At 72.0% G+C, this 18,546-nt stretch carries 14 protein-coding genes and 2 pseudogenes; 10 read left to right on the top strand and 6 right to left on the bottom strand.

What is annotated here, in order from left to right:
* Positions 1-7 precede the first annotated feature (7 nt).
* Positions 8-298 carry an ABC transporter permease gene (locus EFE23_RS29595; RefSeq protein ID WP_309226242.1) on the top strand — a complete coding sequence of 97 codons (291 nt, stop codon included), beginning with the start codon at positions 8-10 and terminating at the stop codon, positions 296-298.
* 44 nt (positions 299-342) lie between these two features.
* Here the strand turns inward: EFE23_RS29595 and EFE23_RS19395 are convergent, their stop codons facing one another.
* Positions 343-966, bottom strand: a complete 624-nt coding sequence (locus tag EFE23_RS19395; protein WP_123242358.1) for a histidine phosphatase family protein — start codon at positions 964-966, stop codon at positions 343-345.
* A gap of 254 nt (positions 967-1,220) precedes the next feature.
* On the opposite strand from EFE23_RS19395, the gene EFE23_RS19390 reads away from it, so the two are divergent.
* The 4 genes and pseudogenes from EFE23_RS19390 (at position 1,221) to EFE23_RS19375 (ending at position 4,023) form a co-directional block, all read left to right on the top strand.
* A complete protein-coding gene (locus EFE23_RS19390) occupies positions 1,221-2,246 on the top strand; it encodes a tellurite resistance/C4-dicarboxylate transporter family protein (RefSeq protein WP_199737138.1) in 1,026 nt (341 codons plus the stop codon).
* Between the two features lie 391 nt (positions 2,247-2,637).
* Positions 2,638-2,985: pseudogene (locus EFE23_RS19385) on the top strand (nitronate monooxygenase); the annotation flags it as partial.
* A 136-nt stretch (positions 2,986-3,121) separates the two neighbouring features.
* Entirely contained in the window at positions 3,122-3,652 is a 531-nt protein-coding gene (locus tag EFE23_RS19380) for a helix-turn-helix domain-containing protein (protein ID WP_158675887.1), read from the top strand.
* Positions 3,649-4,023, top strand: a complete 375-nt coding sequence (locus EFE23_RS19375) for a hypothetical protein (protein ID WP_123242355.1) — start codon at positions 3,649-3,651, stop codon at positions 4,021-4,023. The genes EFE23_RS19380 and EFE23_RS19375 overlap by 4 nt, the downstream gene beginning before the upstream one ends.
* 86 nt (positions 4,024-4,109) lie before the next feature.
* Here the strand turns inward: EFE23_RS19375 and EFE23_RS19370 are convergent, their stop codons facing one another.
* Both EFE23_RS19370 and EFE23_RS19365 read right to left on the bottom strand, forming a co-directional pair.
* Positions 4,110-6,302, bottom strand: a complete 2,193-nt coding sequence (locus EFE23_RS19370; RefSeq protein WP_123242354.1) for a carbohydrate-binding module family 20 domain-containing protein — start codon at positions 6,300-6,302, stop codon at positions 4,110-4,112.
* Between the two features lie 352 nt (positions 6,303-6,654).
* Positions 6,655-8,607: an AfsR/SARP family transcriptional regulator gene (locus EFE23_RS19365; RefSeq protein WP_123242370.1), complete on the bottom strand. Its 1,953-nt coding sequence runs from the start codon at positions 8,605-8,607 to the stop codon at positions 6,655-6,657.
* Positions 8,608-8,708: 101 nt separating this feature from the next.
* On the opposite strand from EFE23_RS19365, the gene EFE23_RS19360 reads away from it, so the two are divergent.
* The gene (locus EFE23_RS19360; RefSeq protein WP_123242353.1) at positions 8,709-9,587 is read left to right on the top strand and encodes an alpha/beta fold hydrolase; all 879 of its coding nucleotides are present in this window, start codon (positions 8,709-8,711) and stop codon (positions 9,585-9,587) included.
* 18 nt (positions 9,588-9,605) lie between these two features.
* Here EFE23_RS19360 and EFE23_RS19355 read toward each other — a convergent pair whose 3' ends face one another.
* A complete protein-coding gene (locus tag EFE23_RS19355; RefSeq protein ID WP_123242352.1) occupies positions 9,606-10,277 on the bottom strand; it encodes a DNA alkylation repair protein in 672 nt (223 codons plus the stop codon).
* A 128-nt stretch (positions 10,278-10,405) separates the two neighbouring features.
* A complete protein-coding gene (locus EFE23_RS19350) occupies positions 10,406-12,505 on the bottom strand; it encodes a cellulase family glycosylhydrolase (RefSeq protein WP_305034575.1) in 2,100 nt (699 codons plus the stop codon).
* Between the two features lie 436 nt (positions 12,506-12,941).
* On the opposite strand from EFE23_RS19350, the gene EFE23_RS19345 reads away from it, so the two are divergent.
* Positions 12,942-14,525, top strand: a complete 1,584-nt coding sequence (locus EFE23_RS19345; protein WP_233601064.1) for a glycoside hydrolase family 43 protein — start codon at positions 12,942-12,944, stop codon at positions 14,523-14,525.
* Between the two features lie 101 nt (positions 14,526-14,626).
* Positions 14,627-15,622 carry a LacI family DNA-binding transcriptional regulator gene (locus tag EFE23_RS19340; RefSeq protein WP_123242351.1) on the top strand — a complete coding sequence of 332 codons (996 nt, stop codon included), beginning with the start codon at positions 14,627-14,629 and terminating at the stop codon, positions 15,620-15,622.
* Positions 15,623-15,709: 87 nt separating this feature from the next.
* Here the strand turns inward: EFE23_RS19340 and EFE23_RS19335 are convergent, their stop codons facing one another.
* Positions 15,710-15,898, bottom strand: a complete 189-nt coding sequence (locus tag EFE23_RS19335) for a fluoride efflux transporter FluC (protein ID WP_123242350.1) — start codon at positions 15,896-15,898, stop codon at positions 15,710-15,712.
* Positions 15,899-16,074: 176 nt separating this feature from the next.
* Here EFE23_RS19335 and EFE23_RS19330 point away from each other — a divergent pair.
* Both EFE23_RS19330 and EFE23_RS19325 read left to right on the top strand, forming a co-directional pair.
* A pseudogene (locus EFE23_RS19330) lies at positions 16,075-17,206 on the top strand (serine hydrolase domain-containing protein).
* Between the two features lie 329 nt (positions 17,207-17,535).
* On the top strand, positions 17,536-18,546 hold a 1,011-nt coding region (locus EFE23_RS19325; RefSeq protein ID WP_123242367.1), incomplete at its 3' end, for a non-reducing end alpha-L-arabinofuranosidase family hydrolase.

Below are 18,546 nucleotides of genomic sequence, written 5' to 3'. Positions count from 1 at the left end.
CTCCGTCGTGCTCGGCCAGGTGAGCAAGAGCGTGGAGACCGCGAGCAACCTGCCCATGCCGCTCGTTCTGCTGCCCTTCCTCGGCCGCGGGTTCGTCCCCACCGACTCCATGCCGGCCGGTCTGCGCTGGTTCGCTGACGACCAGCCCTTCACGCCGATCATCGAAACCCTGCGCGGCCTGCTCATGGACGAGCCGATCGGGAACAACGCGTCGATCGCCCTCGCCTGGTGCGCCGCCATCGCGCTGGGCGGCTACCTCTGGTCGAAACGACTGTTCAACCGCGAGGCCTCGCACTGACGGCAGACGGCAAAGCCCCGGCAGGTACCTCCCCGAGGGTTCCCTCACCCCACCATCGGCTCGTCAACGACTCCCGGCCAACTGACGCAGCGCCAGATCCCGGCCTCCTGCGCCACCAGGAAGGGCGTCGCATGCGGAAGCGGCGCGCCCCAGACGTGCCGGCCGAGGCCACAGAGCAGACCCAGGCCGACCGTCAGGCTGGCGACGTGCCCGACGACGGCGACCGTCCCGCCGGAAGCGGCGAGCGCGATCTGGGCGAAGGCATCGGTGACCCGTTCGCGCACTTGATGGCCGTTCTCCCCGTCGGCGACCCGGTCGTCGAGGTTGCCGTCCACGACCCACGAGTGCAGCACCTCGGCGGTGCGCCGGCGGGTGGCCGCGTCCGTCGCGCCCTCCTTGCTGCCGATCCCGACCTCGTTGAGCCCGGGCAGCGTGTGCACCGGCAGGTCGAACCGGTCCCGGAGGTGCGCGGCCGTCTGGCGGGCGCGCAGCGCCTCGCTGCACCACACCGCAGTGAGCGGTTCGCCCGCGAGCCGTTCCGCCGCCGCAGCGGCCTGCCGGTGCCCCTCGACGGTCAGTGGCGCCAGGGGAAGCATTCCGGCCGTGCCCGTCGTCACGTTCTCGGACTCCCCGTGCCGCAGACACCAGACGCGCACGACATCCCGCATGCGGCAACCATAACGACCGATGCCACCTCGGTGCCGGCTCCGCGGCGCGGCACCGCGAGCCCGGCGACGAGACGCCCCGGCGGTCCCACCCCCGTCCAAACCAGGTCGGCCCAGAGACCTAGTGCCCCACATGGAGCGACCCCCGCCCCATCCCCGCGTCCGCCGGTAGCGCCACGATGCACGGAACAGCCGGACGAGGGGGTGTACTCATCGGCCGACGGACAGCGACACTCTCTGACGTTATGGATAGGGCGATGGAAGTCCGCAACCTGTATCCCGGGTACTTCGCGATGGTCATGGCCACCGGGATCTGCTCGATAGCCCTGCGCGACCTCGAACGGGTGGCGCTGTCCGCCGTCCTCTTGGTCGTCGCCGTCGTGGGCTTCGCGGTGCTCTGCGCCGCGCTGCTATGGCGGATCGTCCGCTATCCCCGCCTGGTGCTCACGGACCTCGGAGCGGCTGATCGCGCCTTCGCCTTCTTCACCTTCGTCGCCGCATGTGACGTGCTGTGCGCCAGGTTCGCGCGCGACGGGTACCGGAGTTTCGCGATCACGCTGGCGGTCCTGGGCGCCGCCGCGTGGCTCGGCCTGACCTACACCATTCCGGTCCGGCTCATCCTCGGACCTCGCCCGCAGCCGGTGCTGGCGAGCGTCAACGGCACCTGGTTCATCTGGGTGGTCGGCACCCAGTCGGTCGCCGTCAGCGCCGCCGTGCTGGACCGCGACGAGGCCGGCCAGGTCAGCGCGGCCGCGCTGCTCGCCGTGCTGATGTGGTCGGTGGGTGTCGTGCTGTACCTGGTCGTCGCCACCCTGGTGCTGACCCGGCTGCTGTTGCTCGAAGTGCGCCCGGAGGACCTGACCCCGCCGTACTGGGTCACCATGGGCGCCACCGCGATCACCGTCCTGGCCGCGGCGCAGATCCTGGCCATGCCGCCGTCGCCCGCGGTCACCACCACCCGGCCGGTGGTCGGCGGCCTCGCCGTGGTGCTCTGGGCGTTCGGTTCCTGGCTCATCCCGCTCCTGGTCGCCTTCGGGGTGTGGCGGCACGGCTTGAACCGGGTGCGGCTGACCTACCTGCCCGCGCTGTGGAGCATCGTGTTCCCGCTGGGCATGTACGCGGTGGCCAGCATGCATCTCGGCAAGGCGGCCGGCCTGCCCCTGATCGGACAGATCGGCCGGGCCTGGACAGCGGTGGCCGTCGCCGCCTGGCTGCTGGTCTTCGCGGCGATGTGCCGGGCACTGCTCGGCTCGGCACGCCGCGCCGTGCGCCGCGCTTCCTGATCCGACCACCTGGCTTCCGCTTCCCGGGCCCGGCCGCACCTCGGCGGGGACCGGCACGGTGCCCTGCCGCCACGCCGCCGAAGCGTCGCTGCCACCGGGACCTACGCCTCTGATGGACGGGGTGAGTACGCAACAGACGTCGGGACGGCGCCGGGCCGGTCAGGACGGGATCGGCGGTGCCGGGCCACGGCCCGCCCATCGATGGCGCGGCGACAGGAGGGACGAGGATGGCGCACAGCACGGCACAGGCGGCGGCGTACGGCCGCACCGAGGGGGTTCTGGCGGACGCGTGCAGGGACGCGTCGCCGTCCGACGCGACCGGGGCGGACCGGTGACGGACGTGCGCCCGGCGCCGGACGGAGCCGACGTTCCGGTCGTCATCCAGGGCGGCATGGGGGTGGGCGTGTCCGGCTGGGCGCTGGCCCGGGCGGTCGCGCGGGCGGGACAGCTCGGGGTGGTCTCCGGGGTGGCCCTCGACGCGCTCCTCGCGCGGCGGCTGCAGCGGGGCGACGCCGGTGGTCACCTGCGTCGGGCCCTGGCCCGCTTCCCGGTCCCCGCCGTGGCCGAGCGGGTACTGCACCGGTATTTCGTACCCGGTGGGTTACCGGAGGGTCAGCCGTTCCGGCCCGTGCCGCGGCTCGGGCTGCGTACCCGCCGGCACGGGCAGGAGCTGGCGGTGGTCGCCAACTTCGTCGAGGTCTTCCTCGCGAAGGAGGGTCACGACGGTCGGGTGGGGTTGCTAACCGTTGCCGGTTGAGTGTTCTTGAGGTGTCTGTAGTGGGTTGTGGTGTCTTCGGGTGGGTGGGGTGGTGGGGGTGTCGTACCCGTGGTCGACACTGAGGCCGAGGGGGTGTGTGGGGGTGGGTGTGCGGGTGGTGCAGGCGTATCGTTTCGCGCTTGATCTCACCCCGGCGCAGGAGCGGTCGGTGTTGGCGCATGCTGGTGCGGCCCGGGTGGCGCACAACTATCTGATCCCCGATGAACGCTGGTCGGACCGGTTGGCTGCGATCTCGTTCTGGTCGCTCAACCTGGGACTGGCGTGGATGTCGTTCGCCACCCTGCTGCCCGCCGGAGCCCTGCAGCTCTACAAGGTCGTCGACGCCGGGTACGCCGACGGCCGCAGCCTCGGCTACCTGCAGGGCGGCACGAACATGTTCCTCGAGTGGCTGCGGCTCCCCGGTGACGTGGTCTTCATGGTCGGCGGCGTGGTGCCCCTGCTCTGGATGACCTACCTGGGCATCCGCTACCGCAGCCGGCGGACCCGCTCCAGCGAGGCGCCCGCCGAGACCCTGCTCTTCACCGAGGTGGTCCCCACCGGCGCGGAGGACCCCGACCTCGCCGTCGCCGCAGCGACGGGCACGGTCGCCGACGGTGCGGAGGCGGCCAGCCCGGAGGCGGCGCCATGAGCGGTGAGGCGGCCTTCGCCGCCGGGTACGTGCTGGTGCTGCTCGCCGTCGTGGTGGCCCTGCAGATCTGGGGGCGCCAACCCACCAGCGCCTGGGCGTCGCGGGTCTTCGCCGGCTTCCGCCGGGCCGTACCCGACGCGCCACAGCCAGCCGCGCAAACCGACTGGCCGCACTCGGAGGTGGGCCGCTTCCACGCGGTGATCGCGCTGTCCGTCGCGGCGATCGCCGTGATCCTGGTGGTGGCCGCGCTGGTGCGCAACCATCGACCGGCCGAGGCCGCCGCACTGGTGGCGGCCGCGCTGCCGCACGTGGCCCTGCTCGCCCGGCAGGGACCGAGGCTGCTCCGTCGGCCGGAACCCCCGCCCGGCTGACGGCGGTCACCCATCGGCGGCGGGTCAGGCGTGGCCCGCCCACGCAGGTCGACTGCGCGGGCGGGCCGGGTTGTCGCCCGACGCGGCTATCGCCAGGTGTCCGTGTTGGTGCGGGTGCCGGTGGCCGGGGTGGTGAAGGTGCGGTTCGCGCCGGACTCCCAGGTCACCGAGCCGTCGGGGTTTTTCTTGAGGTACTTGTACTCGATGGCGGTGTTCGGCGGCAGGTTCACCGTCGCCCGCCACACCGGGTAGTCGGCCGAGGAGAGCGCGACCGCGTTGGCCGGGTTCCAGGTCCCGAGTTCCGCGACGTTGCCGACGACGAAGACGTTCTGGCCCCAGTAGGTGGTGACGGTGGCGTTGAAGGAGGTGGCGATCGGCGCGGTGCTGACGGTGTCACCGCGGAACGTCTCGGTCACCGCGTACGTGCCGCTGGCCGGGGTGGTGAGGGTGCGGTTCGCGCCGGACTCCCAGGTGACCGCGCCGGCGGCGGTCATCTTGAGGAACTTGTACTCCACCGCGGTCGACCGGGGCAGGTCGACGGTGGCGCGGTAATCGTCGCCGCCCTGCGGGGTGAGCTTGACGGCGCCGGCCGGCGCCCACGTGCCCAGCTCCGGGATGCTGCCGACGACATAGACGTCCTGGTCGGCGGCCGGGGTCGCGCTGACGGTGAAGGTCGTGGCGATCCGGTCGGTGGGGTTGCCGGTGGGGCTGGTCGTCGGCGAGGCGGTGGGCGACGCCGTCGGCGAGGGGTTGGCGCCGGGTCGGGCGTTGACGTGCACGGCGACGGCGTTGTTGGCCGGGATGGTCACCGTGGCCCGGCCGCCGGAGACGGTCACCGTGCCGCCGGTGCAGCCGGTGGCGGTGGCGGCGCCGGAGATGACGTCGCAGTACCGGCCGTCGGCGAGGCCGGTGGTGAAGGTGGCGGTGGTGGCCGCGCCGGAGTCGTTGATCCCGATCCAGGCCCGATCGCCCCGGTGGAAGCCGATCACGTTGCTGTTGACCGTGGTGAAGTCCGCGACGGTCTTGACCGGGCGTGCCGTGTTGGCCCAGCCGACCATGCCCTTGATGCCGGTGCTCTGGCTCAGGCAGTTCCAGGCGCCGCCGCAGACCGTGTCGGTGACGTACCCGCTGCCGTTGTGCGGCGGGGACTGGTTGCGGTTGGTCCAGGTGAAGCTGTCGTAGACCGACGGCTTGCCGTGCGGATAGGCCAGCGCGAAGTAGTTGGCGAGCAGGTAGTCGGTGCCGTTCTTGTACGACAGCACCACGCCGTCCCGTTCCAGGTCGTGGTTGGTGACCATGGCGAAGACGTTGGCGCTGGGCGCGTCGAGGTTCCAGTTCGGGATGTTCGCCAGCGTCGAGATGGAACCCTGGAACGCCGACCGGAGGCCCTTGGCGTACGCGAAGTCCAGCACGTCACCGTTGCCGATGTACGCCCGGGCCTGGAGCGCGGGGTTGCTGGCGCCGTCGAAGATCTCCTGGGCGACGTACGGGCGCCTGCCCTCGGCGACGGTGTTGTGGAGCTTGCCGAGGATCGCCGCGAAGTCCTCCTTCTTGATGTGCTTGACCGCGTCCACCCGGAAGCCGTCGACGCCGAGGTCGATCAGGTCGTTCAGGTACCCGGCGATCCTGGTGCGGACGGCGTCCTTCTCCGTGTACAGGTCCGACAGGGACAGCAGCTCGCAGCTGGTCACCTGGGCCTCGTTGTTCCAGTCGTTGATCGCTCCGCTGGTCGGGCAGTTGTCTCCCGGGCGGTGGAAGTCACCGTCCCCGTACGGCACCGCGGGGTAGCTGTAGCCGGAGAAGTCGGTGCCGGCGTATCCGCGCGTGCCGGCCGGGTTGTTGGTGCCGGCCATGTGGTTGACCACCGCGTCGACGTAGACCCGTACGCCGGCGTCGTGGCAGGCGGTGACCATGGCGGCGAACCGTTGCCGGTCACCGAACCGGCCGTCCAGCCGGTACGAGACCGGCTGGTACACCTCGTACCAGGGGTGCACGCCGTCGGCGCTGTTGGGCAGGCTGACCGACTCCTGCGGTGGTGCCACCTGCACCGCCCCGTACCCGGCGGGTCCGAGGTGGTTGGTGCAGGCGGCGGCGACCGAGTTCCAGTTCCATTCCCACAGGTTGGCGGTCACCTCGCTGTCGTTGAGCACGACGGCGGCGTGGGCGGGGGTGGCGGTGGTGGTGGCGGCGACGACCGCCGTCCCGCCGGCCGCGACCAGCGCGGCGGCGAGCAACAGGCGACCGGTGCGACCACCGGGGTGTGGCCGTGCGGATTCCATGGCGGGGGACCTCTTCCGTGCTCGAAGGGGTGCGTCTGGCGACAGTGGACGGCCGTCCGGGTAGCGAACACCATGCGTCATCCATGAAAGTCTTTGCAATAGCTTGCGGCAAAGTTTTCGAAACCGCCGGGCAACACGCATGCCCTAGATTCGCCATCCGGCCAGGTCAGCTGCCGTCAGTCCGGTTCGCGTGCGTCGACGTCGATGTCTCGACAGGCGGAAGAGCCTTGACGGACATCGAAGACCGTCGTAGCTTCCCGGCAAGAATTTCCAGCGATTGCGGTTCTTGCGACGGCGGACTGCGGTACCCGCAGCCCGCGTCGGCGCACCCGGAACAGCGAGGAGGTCAACCTCACGACAGGGCGGCGAGGCGGTCGAGATGACCGGACACGGGGCCGACGGTGAGCAGGCCGCTGCCGGCCCCGGCGATCTCCCGCGCGGCCGGCGCGAGTTCCGTCCGGGCCCGGCGCATCACCGCCGGCTCGCCGAGCGCGATCGCGGCGTGGGCGGTCAGGCACCACAGCGCCTCGAACAGCAGGTCGCGTGGCGGTTCCGGGGTGCGGCGCAGCGCCGCGGCGGCCTCCGCCCGGCGGTCGCGCGCCAGCAGGACGAGCGGGCGCGCCCACGGCAGGTACGGTCCCCAGTCGGTGTCGTCGCCGAAGTCGGCCGGCAGGCCGTGCCACACCCGCAGGCCCAGCAGCGCCAGCGGTAGGAGTCCCCGCTCGACGCCGGGCATGCCGGCGCCGGAGAGCCCGGCCGCGGCGTCCCGGTAGGCGACGTCCACGACGGTCGGCGACGCCCCGTTCACGGCGAGTCGCAGCGCCCGGTACCACCCGGTGAACACGGCGGCCAGCGGGTGCTCGTGTCGCCCGGCGAGTCGTTCGGCAGCGGCGGCATGCCGGTCAGCGGTGGCGAAGTCCGCGAGCGCGCTGAGTGCCTGCACGCGGATGAGGTGCCCGAGGATCTCGTAGGTCACCAGGCCGTGCGGCGCGGCGAGGGCGAGGATCTCGGCGCCGATCCGGTCTCGTTCGGGGGCGAGCCCGGCGCGGTGGAAGGCCTGCATGAACGCGCCGTTGAGCACGAAGGCCAGCAGCGCCGGGTCACCCAGGCGGCGGGCGATCCGTTCCGCCTCCCGGGCGGCCTCGGGGCCACGCGGCCCGCGCGTGCCGCGGGACTCCAGGGCGATCGTCGCGAGCAGGCGGGCGCGGGTGGCGTCGGGTGCGGCGGGGGACAGGGTGGCGAGGGCCCGTTCGGCCGCGGCCACGACCCGCGCCGCCTGGTCCGGATCGTCGGCGCGGGTCCAGATCGCGGGTACGTCGTAGCCACCGATCACCCGGGCGGTGAGTTCGGGGTCGCCCAGCTGTTCGGCCGCGGAGATGGCGGCGAAGCGTTGTTCCCGCGCCGCCTCCAGCCCGCCCGGCCCGGCCACCGCGAGGCTCCGGAGCAGGCCGACCGTCGATTCGAGCCGCGCCCGGGCACCGGACGCCATGGTGCGGTCGTAGGCCGCCGCCGCGTCCGCCCAGATCCGGTCCGGCACGGCCGGACCCTCCCCGAGCGGCACGACCTGACGGAGGATGTCGATCTCGACAGCCCGCAGGCGCGGGCCGGGATCGACACCGAGCTGCTCCCGGAGCAGGCTGCGCGCGCGACGCAGCAGCGCGAGGGCGTCACCCTGCCGTCCCGCCTGGTACAGGGCCAGGGCCAGCAGCCGCCACGCCTCCTCCCGCCATGGATGCCCGGCGACGTGCGCGTCGAGATCGGGTACGGCGTCGGAGGGCCGGCCGACGGCCAGCAGCGCCTCCGCCCGCCGCTCGACCGCGTTCAGCCTGAGCTGCTCCAGCCGGGACCGCTCGGCGCGGGCCCAGGGTTCCTCGTCGAAGCCGGAGTACGCGGGCCCGCGCCACCACGTCAACGCGCGATCGAGCCGGGCGAGCGTCTGCTGCGGCGACGCGGACGACGCGGCGTCGAGCTCGTCCTCGAACCGCCAGGCGTCGACCGTGTCCGGTCCGGTCCGCAGCGCGTACCCCGGGCCTTCCGTCACCAGGAGCTGAGCCCGGGCGCGGGGCGGACGCCGCGGCTCCAGCGCCCGCCGCAGGGCCGCCACGAACGTCCGCACGGCGCTGAGCGCGCCCTGCGGGGGCACCTGCCACAGGTCGTCGACGAGGCGGTTGACCGGCACGACCCGGCCGCGCGCGGCGACCAGCCGAGCCAGCACCGCCCGGTGTCGCGGGCCTTTCAGGTCGATCGGCGCTCCGGTGGCGTCCCAGGCGACCACCGGGCCGAGGACACCGAACCTGACCTGCACGATCGACCCACCCTTCCGCGTCCGGACCAACGTATCGCGCTCATCGGCTGCTCATTCGGGGACGGCACGCTGAACGCACACCCGCAGAGAAAGGGACAACCATGGCACCTGTCATTCCCGGCTTCGACCACCGGCGCGTCGCGGTTGACGAGAAGGTGGCGCTGAACGTCGCGGTGGGCGGCAGCGGCGACCCGATCGTGTTGCTGCACGGCTTCCCGCAGACCCACCTGATGTGGCGACACGTCGCCGCCGACCTCGCCGTCGACCACACCGTGATCTGCCCCGACCTGCGCGGCTACGGGGCCAGCGACAAGCCCGTCGCGAGCGACCCGGCAACCTACTCAAAGCGCACCATGGCGGCCGACGTCGTCCGGCTCGCCCGCGCGCTCGGCCACGAACGCTTCGCGCTCGCCGGACACGACCGGGGAGCCCTCGTAGCGGTCCGCGCCGGTCTCGACCACCCCGAGACGATCACCCACCTCGCCGCGCTCGACGTGCTGCCAACGTTGGACATGTGGGACATCCTGCACGGATCCTCCGCCGCGGTGGCCTTCCACCTCTACCTGATGGCCCAACCGCCCGGCCTGCCCGAGCAGATGATCACCGCCAGCGCGGAAGCCTTCTTCGGCTGGTTCCTCGATGGGTGGGCCCGCGACCCGCGGGCCATCCCCGCCGACGTGCGGGCGGAGTACCTCCAGGCGTCGCGTGCCGCCGTCGCCTCGATCGTCGCGGACTATCGCGCCTCGGCCGGCATCGACATCGAGCACGATCAAGCCGACCGGACCGCCGGCAACCACCTCACCATGCCGGTCACCGTCATTCAGCAGGACTGGGGCGCGGCCCTCGGCTACGACGCCGCCGCGCTCTGGCGGGCCTGGGCCCCGAACCTGGAACACCGCACCACGTCAGCGGGACACTTCATGGCCGAGGAGGCGCCCACCGAGATCGTCAAGGAGCTGCGTGCGCTCCTCACCCGCTGAGCCGGAGCTGCCGCCCTCCTACGTCCCGTGCTGTCGGCGCACCAGCTCCCTGATCCAGATCGGCGCGAACGGCGACGTGCAGCCCGGGGGAGTCGGGTAGTCCTTGAGCACCTCCAGGCGCTCACCGATGTCGATCGCGCGGGCCCGGTGCCCGGGATGCTCGATCCCGATCTGAGCCAGGCAGTGGTTCATCGCCCACTGCAGCCGATCCGGGGCGGCCTTCAGCTCCGCCTCGATGACGTCGAGCAGCCCCGCGAGGTCGAGGCCGTCGGGCCTCTTCGCCACCCGTTCGGTGGTCAGCGCCCAGCCGGCGCTCGCGACCACCGGATCGGGATCGGCGGACCAGGCCAGGCGCAACGCTTCGGCGTGCGGGCTCTTCTTCACCACGTAGTTCACGAGCCAGTCGTGCACCTTGGGGGTGCGCGCCGCGCGCACCATGGCGTCCAGCTCGTCCCGCTCGAACGCCCTCGGGCGGCAGATCAGGAGCGCCAGCAGTCGCGCGGCGCTGTCGTCGGTCGCCCAGAGTCGGCGCGCGAGTTCCTGCTGCGTCCCCAGCCGCTTCGCGAGCGCGCGCAGCTTGCCGAGGTTCACCGCGTGATCGTCGCCGTGTCGCTCGTTCACCTCGCGGGCCTTCGGGTCCGCGAGCTCGGCCAGCTCGGCCAGCACCGCGGCCACCGTCGTCTCGGCCACCTCAGCCTCCTGTCCCACCGGTACGAGAGGCAGCGTACGGCGGGGTGCCGGCGTCCTGCCCCGCACGTCAGGCGGTGCCGCGGCCGTGGTCTGGTCGCGGCACCGCCGTCTCCGGCTTCGCCGGGGTGTCAGGTGGGGCTGCCGGTCACCGTGCTACCGGACTTCGTGAACTGGTAGGTGATCTTCGTGCCGCTCCAGAAGTGGAAGGTGAGGTTCACCCGGCCGTCCTTTACCTCGCTGAAGAACTCCGGTTTCAGGATGATGGTGCCGGCGTCGTAGTCGGGTTGGAAGTGCTGCCAGAACTCCTTGAAGGAGGTCCAGTCGGCCGGGCCGGCGTTGGTGCCGTCGGCGTACCGGGCCTCCATGGTGGCGAGCTGGTCGCCGTGGAACTGGGTGGGGATGGCGAACGAATCGGTGGTGCCGGTGGCGCTGCTCTGGACCGGCGGGTCGTAGCTGACGATGTCGATCGACCACGGCACGCCCTGGGAGAAGGTCGCCTCGATGGTGGCGTTGACGCCGTAGGCGCGGGCTCCGACCAGGCGGGTCAGGGCGGCCGCGGTGAGGGTGAGGGTGGAGCCGGAGAGCGTGTAGTCGCTCCCGCTGACCAGGTTGACGCCGGCGTACCGCAGTCCGGTGAACGACGTGCCGTTGAGGTTGAGGGCCAGCGTCCTGGCGGTGACCGGATCACGGCGGGAGACGTACACCTGATCCGACGACGCGGTCCCGGAGCGGGTGGTCCAGCCGGCCTTCATCATCGCGAACACGCCCGGGTCGCGCCAGCGCAGCTCGGTGCGGTTGAGGAACTGGCCGGCGTCCCACACCATCGTGGTGAGGTTACGGATCCGGGCGTGGTAGCTCACCGCCTCGATGAACTTCAGGAACTCGCCCCGCTCGATGATGCCCGGCCGGGTGTGGTCCCAGTTGAGCAGGGCCCACTCGCCGATGATCACCGGAATGCCGCGGGCCACGAACGTGTCGCGCACGCGGTCGAAGGTTCCGGTCAGGTCCTGCTCGACGGAGGCGTCGTAGCGGGTGCCGCCGGCGATGTTGACGCTGAACGGCCACCAGCCGTAGAAGTGCACGGTCGCGGCGAGGTTGGCGTCGTGCAGCTGGGCGATGGTGGCGCTCAGGGCGTCCAGCCGGCCCTGCTCGCCGCTCGTGTGCAGGGTGGGCAGCACCAGCAGACGGGTGGCGTTGTTCCCGCCGGTCTGGCGGACGAGGTGGACGAATTCGGTGTTGAGCTCGCTGACCAGCACGTCGCCCTGCTCGTCGCCGGAGGTGCCGGTGAACTGCGGCTCGTTGACGCTCTCGAAGACCAGCCTCGGTGAGTGGTCGCGGAACTGCCCGGCGAGCTGGGTCCACAGGGCCCGGTATCGGGCGAGCACGGCCGCCCGGTCGGTGGGGTAGGTGTTGATCCACTGCCAGGAGTCGTGATGCAGGTTGATCATCACGTAGAAGCCCTCGTCCAGCGACCAGTCGACGACCTCCCGGATCCGGTTGAGCCAGGTCGGGTCGATGGTGTAGTCCGGTGCCGGGCCGTGGTGGTTGCTCCACGTCACCGGGATCCGGATGCTGCGGTAGCCCTGCGACCGGACGTGGTGCAGCAGGGTCCGTGTGGTCAGCGGGTTGCCCCAGGAGGTCTCGTCGGGGATGGCGTCGAAGGTGTTGCCGAGGTTCCAGCCGGGCTGCATCGCCGCCACCGTCGCCATCGCGTTGCCCGGCGGCGGCGTCGACGGCGACGTGGACGGTGACGTCGAAGGGGAACTCGACGGTGACGTCGACGGGGGCGTGCTGGTCGTCGGCGACCCGGTGCACGCCACCCCGTTGAGGGTGAACGTGGCCGGGGCTTCGTTGCTGCCCGACCACGAACCGTTGAAGCCGAAGGAGACCGTCGCGTTCGTCGCGATGACCGCGTTGTAGCTCATGTTCCTCGCGGTGACCTCGCCACCCGAGGAGGTCACGGTCGCGTTCCAGGCCTGGGTCACCTGCTGGCCGGACGGGAACCGCCAGGTCAGGGCCCAGCCGGTGACCGGCGTGCCGAGGTTGGTCACGGCCACGTCGGCGGTGAACCCGCCCGGCCACTGCGCCGAGGCGGTGTACGCCACCCGGCAGCCGGCCGCCGCCTGGGCGCCGGCCGCCACCATCGTGGCCGCCACCAGCAGCGCGGCCACGCTGCCGGCGACCACGCCGAGCCGCCATCGGGTTCTTCGTACGCCTTGCACGAGCACGGGAAACTCCTCGCTGTGGGTGCGGTGACCGGGCAGCGCAGCCGACCGGCGGCGCGGTTGCCACCACGCGACGGAGGATCGCCGGCGCTGCGTCGCCGGGCCACCAGGCAGGGTGCGACTGGTGGGCTGTCGTGGACGCTGCCCGGTGCCTCCACGAGCGCTGCGCGGCTCCCGCAGCGTAGAAAGTTTCGGGATCCAGGCCCGAAAGTATCCGGGCGAAAGCTAACTCTTGTGGTGACGAGTGTCAATGGAGTGGCGGCGATTGACGGCATCGTTGATCGTCACTACTCTCCGGTCAGAAAGTTTCTGCCGTACAGCTCGGAAGCCCTGGCGGTCCGGGCCGGAACCGGCCTCTGGGGGACCGACCACCGCGACGGCCGTGGCGGCACCCGTGGGCGCGGCCCGGGCGACGATCCTGGACGTCGGGAGGCACCGGATGACGATGGCGCGACCGCGCGCGGCGACGGCGGGCGCATCCGGTTGGACCGACGGTACGTTCGCCAACCCGGTGATCGCCGGCATGCACCCGGACCCGAGCGTCTGCCGGGTCGGGGACGACTACTACCTGGCGTGTTCCAGCTTCGAGTACTTCCCCGGGGTGCCGCTCTTCCACAGCCGGGACCTCGTGCACTGGGCGCAGATCGGCAACGTCCTGGACCGGCCGGGCCAGCTGGACCTGCCGCCGACGACGCCGCCGTCCGCCGGCGTGTACGCGCCGACGCTGCGGCACCACGACGGCCGCTTCTGGTTGATCGTCACCAACGTCGCCGACGGCGGCGGCACCTTCATCTGCACCGCGACCGACCCGGCCGGAGCCTGGTCCGACCCGGTCCGGGTGCCGGGGATCGTCGGCATCGACCCCGACCTCGCCTGGGACGACGAGGGCAACTGCTGGTGCACCTACGCCGGGATCGAACAGGTACGCATCGACCCCCGTACCGGAGAGACCATCGGCCGGCCACACCGGTTGTGGTCCGGCGCGCCCGGGGCGCAGGCCCCGGAGGCACCGCACCTGTACCGGGTCGGCGACCACTGGTACCTGCTGATCGCCGAGGGCGGTACCGAACGGGGGCACGCCGTCTCGATCGCCCGCGCGACGGCGCCCGACGGGCCGTACGAGCCGTGCCCGGCCAACCCCGTCCTGACCCACCGGGGCACGAACCGTCCCATCCAGAACACCGGCCACGCCGACCTCGTCGAGGCCGCCGACGGGTCGTGGTGGATGGTGCTGCTCGGCGTACGCCCGGGCGGCGGCACGCCCGGCTGGCACGTACTGGGCCGGGAGACGTTCCTGGCCCCGGTGACCTGGACCGACGGCTGGCCGGTGGTCGGCGCGGTCACGCCGGCCATGACGGCGCCGTCGTGGCCCGCGCACCCGCTGCCGGCGCCGCCCGTACGCGACGACTTCGACGCCGACCGCCTGGGCCCCCGCTGGCTCTCGGTCCGGTCCCGGCCGGCGGACAGCTGGTCGCTGACCGAGCGCCCGGGCTGGCTCACCCTGCGGGCCCGCGGCGCGTCCCTGGACGCCCCCGACGTCACCTTCGTCGGCCGCCGCCAGCAGCACCTGTCCTGCCGCGTCCGGGCCCGGGTCGATCCGGCCGGCGGGCGCGGCGGGCTCGCGGTACGCCTCGACGAGCGGCACCACTACGACATCGAGGCGGGCGACGGCGCGGTCCGGGTCGACGCGCGGCTCGGCTCGGTGCTCTCGACGCTCGCCGTCCGGCCGGTCCCGGCCGGCCCGGTCAGCCTCCTGATCGAGGTGCTCGGTCCGTCGCCCGGCGACTGGTACGCCGGCAAGGAGCCCGACCTGCTCCGGTTCGGCGTCGAGCAGGCCGACGGCACGGTCACGGTGCTGGCCGAACTCGACGGCCGCTACCTGTCGACGGAGGTCGCCGGTGGCTTCACCGGCCGCGTCATCGGCATGTACGCCGCCACCGGCACCGTCCATTTCGACTGGCTCGACTACGAGCCCCGGAATCCAGGCACCGGTTCGGGCGGTGACACCGTCCTTGCGCCCTGACCCCGTGGCGGCAACGACGACGCGGTAGGGCGAGGAGGGAGCGAGGTTTGTCAGCGGCCGAGCCGAGCGGGGACCGTCGATCAGTCGATTCGACCAGGCCCGTGACGATCGCGTACATCGCGGAATCCGCCGGGGTGTCGGTACCGACCGTCTCCAAGGTCATCAACGGCCACTCCGGCGTCGCCGCCGACACCCGGGCCCGCGTCGAGGCGCTGATCAGCCGGTACGGGTACCGCAAACCGGCTCTGGTACGGCGCAGCCAGACGCTGGAACTGGTCTTCGACGAGCTCGGGGACATGTGGGGCGTCGAAATCATCCGCGGGGTGGAGCGGGTCGCCCGGGAACACCGCCTCGGGGTCGTGCTGACGGAGTTCGGCCCGCAGCGCAACTCGATCCGCTACTGGATCGACGACACGCTCACCCGCCGTCCGGCCTGCGTCGTGACGGTCGCTCAGCTCTCCGAGGAGCAGCGCAACCGGTTACGGGCCAGGGGAATCCCGTTCGTGGTGTTCGACCCGACCGTCGAGCTGCCGGATGACGTCCCGTTCGTCGGCGCCACGAACTGGGCCGGCGGCCGGTCGGCGACCCGCCACCTCGTGGAGCTGGGACACCGCCGGATCGCGATGATCGCCGGACCGCAGGGGGTCCTGTGCTGCCAGGCCCGGCTGGACGGGTACCGCTCCGCCCTGGAGGCCGCCGGCCTGCCGATCGAAACCGACCTCGTCGTACGCGCCGGCCTCACCCGCGAGGACGGGTGTGCCGCCGCGCGCGAGCTGCTGAGCCGCCCGCGGCGGCCCACCGCGATCTTCGCCAGCAACGACCTCCAGGCGCTCGGTATCTACCAGGCGGCGCGCGCCCTCGGGCTCACCATCCCCGGGGACCTGAGCGTGGTCGGCTTCGACGACCTGCCGGTGGCCACCCTGGTGGACCCGCCGCTCACCACGATCCGGCAGCCGCTCACCGAGATGGCCGTGGCCGCCACGGAGTTGGCACTCGCGCTCGGGCGGGGGGAACGGGCACCGCAGGTCGGACTCGAGCTGGCCACGACGCTCTCGGTCCGAGGAAGCACCGCGCGAAGAGACTCGACCATCACCTGAGGGCGCCGGCGGCGACCACGAACCGCCACGGCCGGAGCCCGGGTGCCGGCCTCGTGGTGTCGGGGCTGTCCCGGACCGCCATGCCGGTCAGAGCCACACGGCCTGGGCGACGCTGACGCCGACGAACGCGGCGCCGATGCCGGCGGCGACGCTGATGCCGGCGTTGAGCAGGCTGTAGAAGCGGGCACCGTCCTCGAACAGGCGGATGGTCTCGTAGCCGAAGGTCGAGTAGGTGCTGAGCGCGCCGCACAGGTCCGCGGGGGCGGCGGGCCCCACCGCCGCGGGCGATACGCCGGGGCCGATTCTACCGCCGCGGGACCTGACGAAGGTCAGTGGTGGCACGTGCCGATCGGGTCCTGTGACGTGGCTGTCCAGCTTCGTAGCGTGGCCGTCGCTGGGCAACGACGACGGGAGTACACGTGAAGCACAGAAGCTGGCTTCGGCTGGCGGCGATGGTGTCGGGGGTTGCCGGGCTGAGCGCTGCGGCGGCCGGCCCGGCGGCGGCCGCGGACGATCAGCTCGATACCGCGCGGGTCCAGCAGGTCGTGCAGGCTTTCGCCGGCCGGGCGGGCTACCCGGGCATCGCGGTGGCGATCACCCGAGGCGACCAGGTCGTCCAGGTGGCCGGATACGGGCACGACTCGTCGGGGGCCGCGATGACGGCCACCACACCGATGCCGATCGCCTCCCTGAGCAAATCGTTCACCGCGCTGGCGGTGCTGCAGTTGGTGGAGGCCGGAAGGATCACGCTGGACGCGCCGGCAGCCGGACTCGCTCGCCGGGGCGGTGCGGCGGACCCGGTCGGCGACGCTGGCCGCCGACCCCGGCACGAGGTACGCCTACACGAACACCAACTACCACCTCGCCGGGCGGCTGGTCGAGGTCGTCTCCGGCCAGCCGTTCGCCGCCTACCTGCACGACCATGTCTTCGCGCCGCTCGGCATGACCGCCAGCGTCGGCATCGACCAGGCCCCACGCGACCTGCCACCGCAGGTCCGTGCCGGTTATGTGTACGCCTACGGCGCGACGGTGCCGGTGGCCGAGCCGAAGCGGTTCGTCGCCGGCTCCGACGGCGTGATCAGCACGGCGCGGGACCTGGCCCGCTGGCTGATCACGCAGTCGCGCGGCGGCGTGGCCGCCGACGGCACCCGCCTCGTCTCGGCCGCGAGCGCCGCGGCGATGCACACCCCCGGCGGTCCGGGGTCGACCTACGGCATGGGCTGGGACCGGGACGAGCACGGCTGGGTACGCCACAACGGCGTCTGGTTCACCTACACCGCGAGCCAACTGCTGCTGCCCTCCGGCTGGGGCATCGCCGTGCTCGGCAACAGCGGCCTGGGTCTGGCCAACGAGGGCACCGACCAACTCGCCGACGCGCTGGCGCAACTGGTCGCCGGCGGCCGGGACATCACCTTCGGACAGCTCTGCCATGCGGCCCTGCCGCTGGTGCTGTGGGCCGCCGTCGCCGCCGCGATGAACCTCGCCACGCTGGCGACCCGGGTCGTCGCGGTGCTCCGGCTACGGCGTCCCGCCGATGCCGCCACGGTCACCGGGGCCCAGCCGACGCCAACGGCGGCAGGATAGCCGCGCCGCGCGCGGCGTGGTCCCCGCTCCGACTGTTCTCGCAGCGGGGACCACACGATCGGACCCATGCGCAATCGCCGATGTAGTGCGCCGTCGCCAGGACCCGGATGTTACGTCTTGACGACAGGCATGTTATCGCTCACAGTCAATGGTCAAGGACGGCGGCGTCGATGGCTCACCCGGGCGAGCCGGCTTCGTCGGCCTCGGTCCAGTGGTGGGTCGGGGTAGGGAACCCGGGCACTCTGTGAACGCTAACAACATCGGTCCTGGGCTGTGGTGCGTCTGTCCTCGGGCGGACCGCCGTGGCCCGTGGTCACTGGAGGAGGATCATGTTCGCCTTTGGTAGGTCTCCATCGACCGCGCCGCCGTCCCGGCGGCGCGGCTGGTTGCCGCGGGTCGTCGCCGCGGCCGCGGCGGCGGTGGTGGTCGGTGGTGCCGCCGCGGTGGCGGTGTCGACGCCCGCCGCCGCGGCCACGGTCGACACGAACGCCTGGTACGTGTTGATCAACCGCAACAGTGGCAAGGCCCTGGACGTGTACAACCTGGCCACGAACGACGGCGCGCGGATCGTGCAGTGGGCGCGCAACGACGGCAGCCAGCAGCAGTGGCAGTTCGTGGACTCGGGCGGCGGCTACTACCGGGTGCGGTCGCGGCTATCCGGCAAGGTGCTGGACGTCTACAACTTCTCGACCGCCAACAGCGCCGACATCGTGCAGTGGTCCGACCACAACGGCACCAACCAGCAGTTCCGGTTGGCCGATTCCGACAGTGGCTACGTCCGGCTGATCAACCGGAACAGCAACAAGGCCATGGAGGTGATGGGCGCCTCGACCGCCGACGGCGGCAGCATCGTCCAGTACGACGACTGGAACGGCGCCAATCAGCAGTGGCAACTCGTCCGGGTTGACGGCGGGAGCAACCCCACCACGCCGCCGCCGGGCGGCGGTTGTTCGCTGCCGTCGAGCTACCGCTGGTCGTCGACGGGCTCGCTGGCGAACCCGAAGTCGGGTTGGGTGTCGCTGAAGGACTTCACCAACGTCGTCTACAACGGCAAGCACCTGGTGTACGCGACCACGCACGACACGGGCTCGTCCTGGGGGTCGATGAACTTCAACCCGTTCACGAACTGGTCGGACATGGCCTCGGCGAGCCAGAACGGGATGCCCTTCGCCGCCGTCGCGCCCACGTTGTTCTACTTCGCCCCGAAGAACATCTGGGTGCTCGCCTACCAGTGGGGTGGGACGGCCTTCTCCTACCGGACGTCGAGCGATCCGACGAACGTCAACGGGTGGTCCGCGCAGCAGACGCTGTTCACCGGCAGCATCTCCGGCTCGGGCACC

Origin of the sequence: Micromonospora solifontis, assembly GCF_003725545.1 — a bacterium.
Lineage (GTDB): Bacteria > Actinomycetota > Actinomycetes > Mycobacteriales > Micromonosporaceae > Micromonospora > Micromonospora solifontis.
This window is presented reverse-complemented; position numbering and strand designations above follow the sequence as displayed.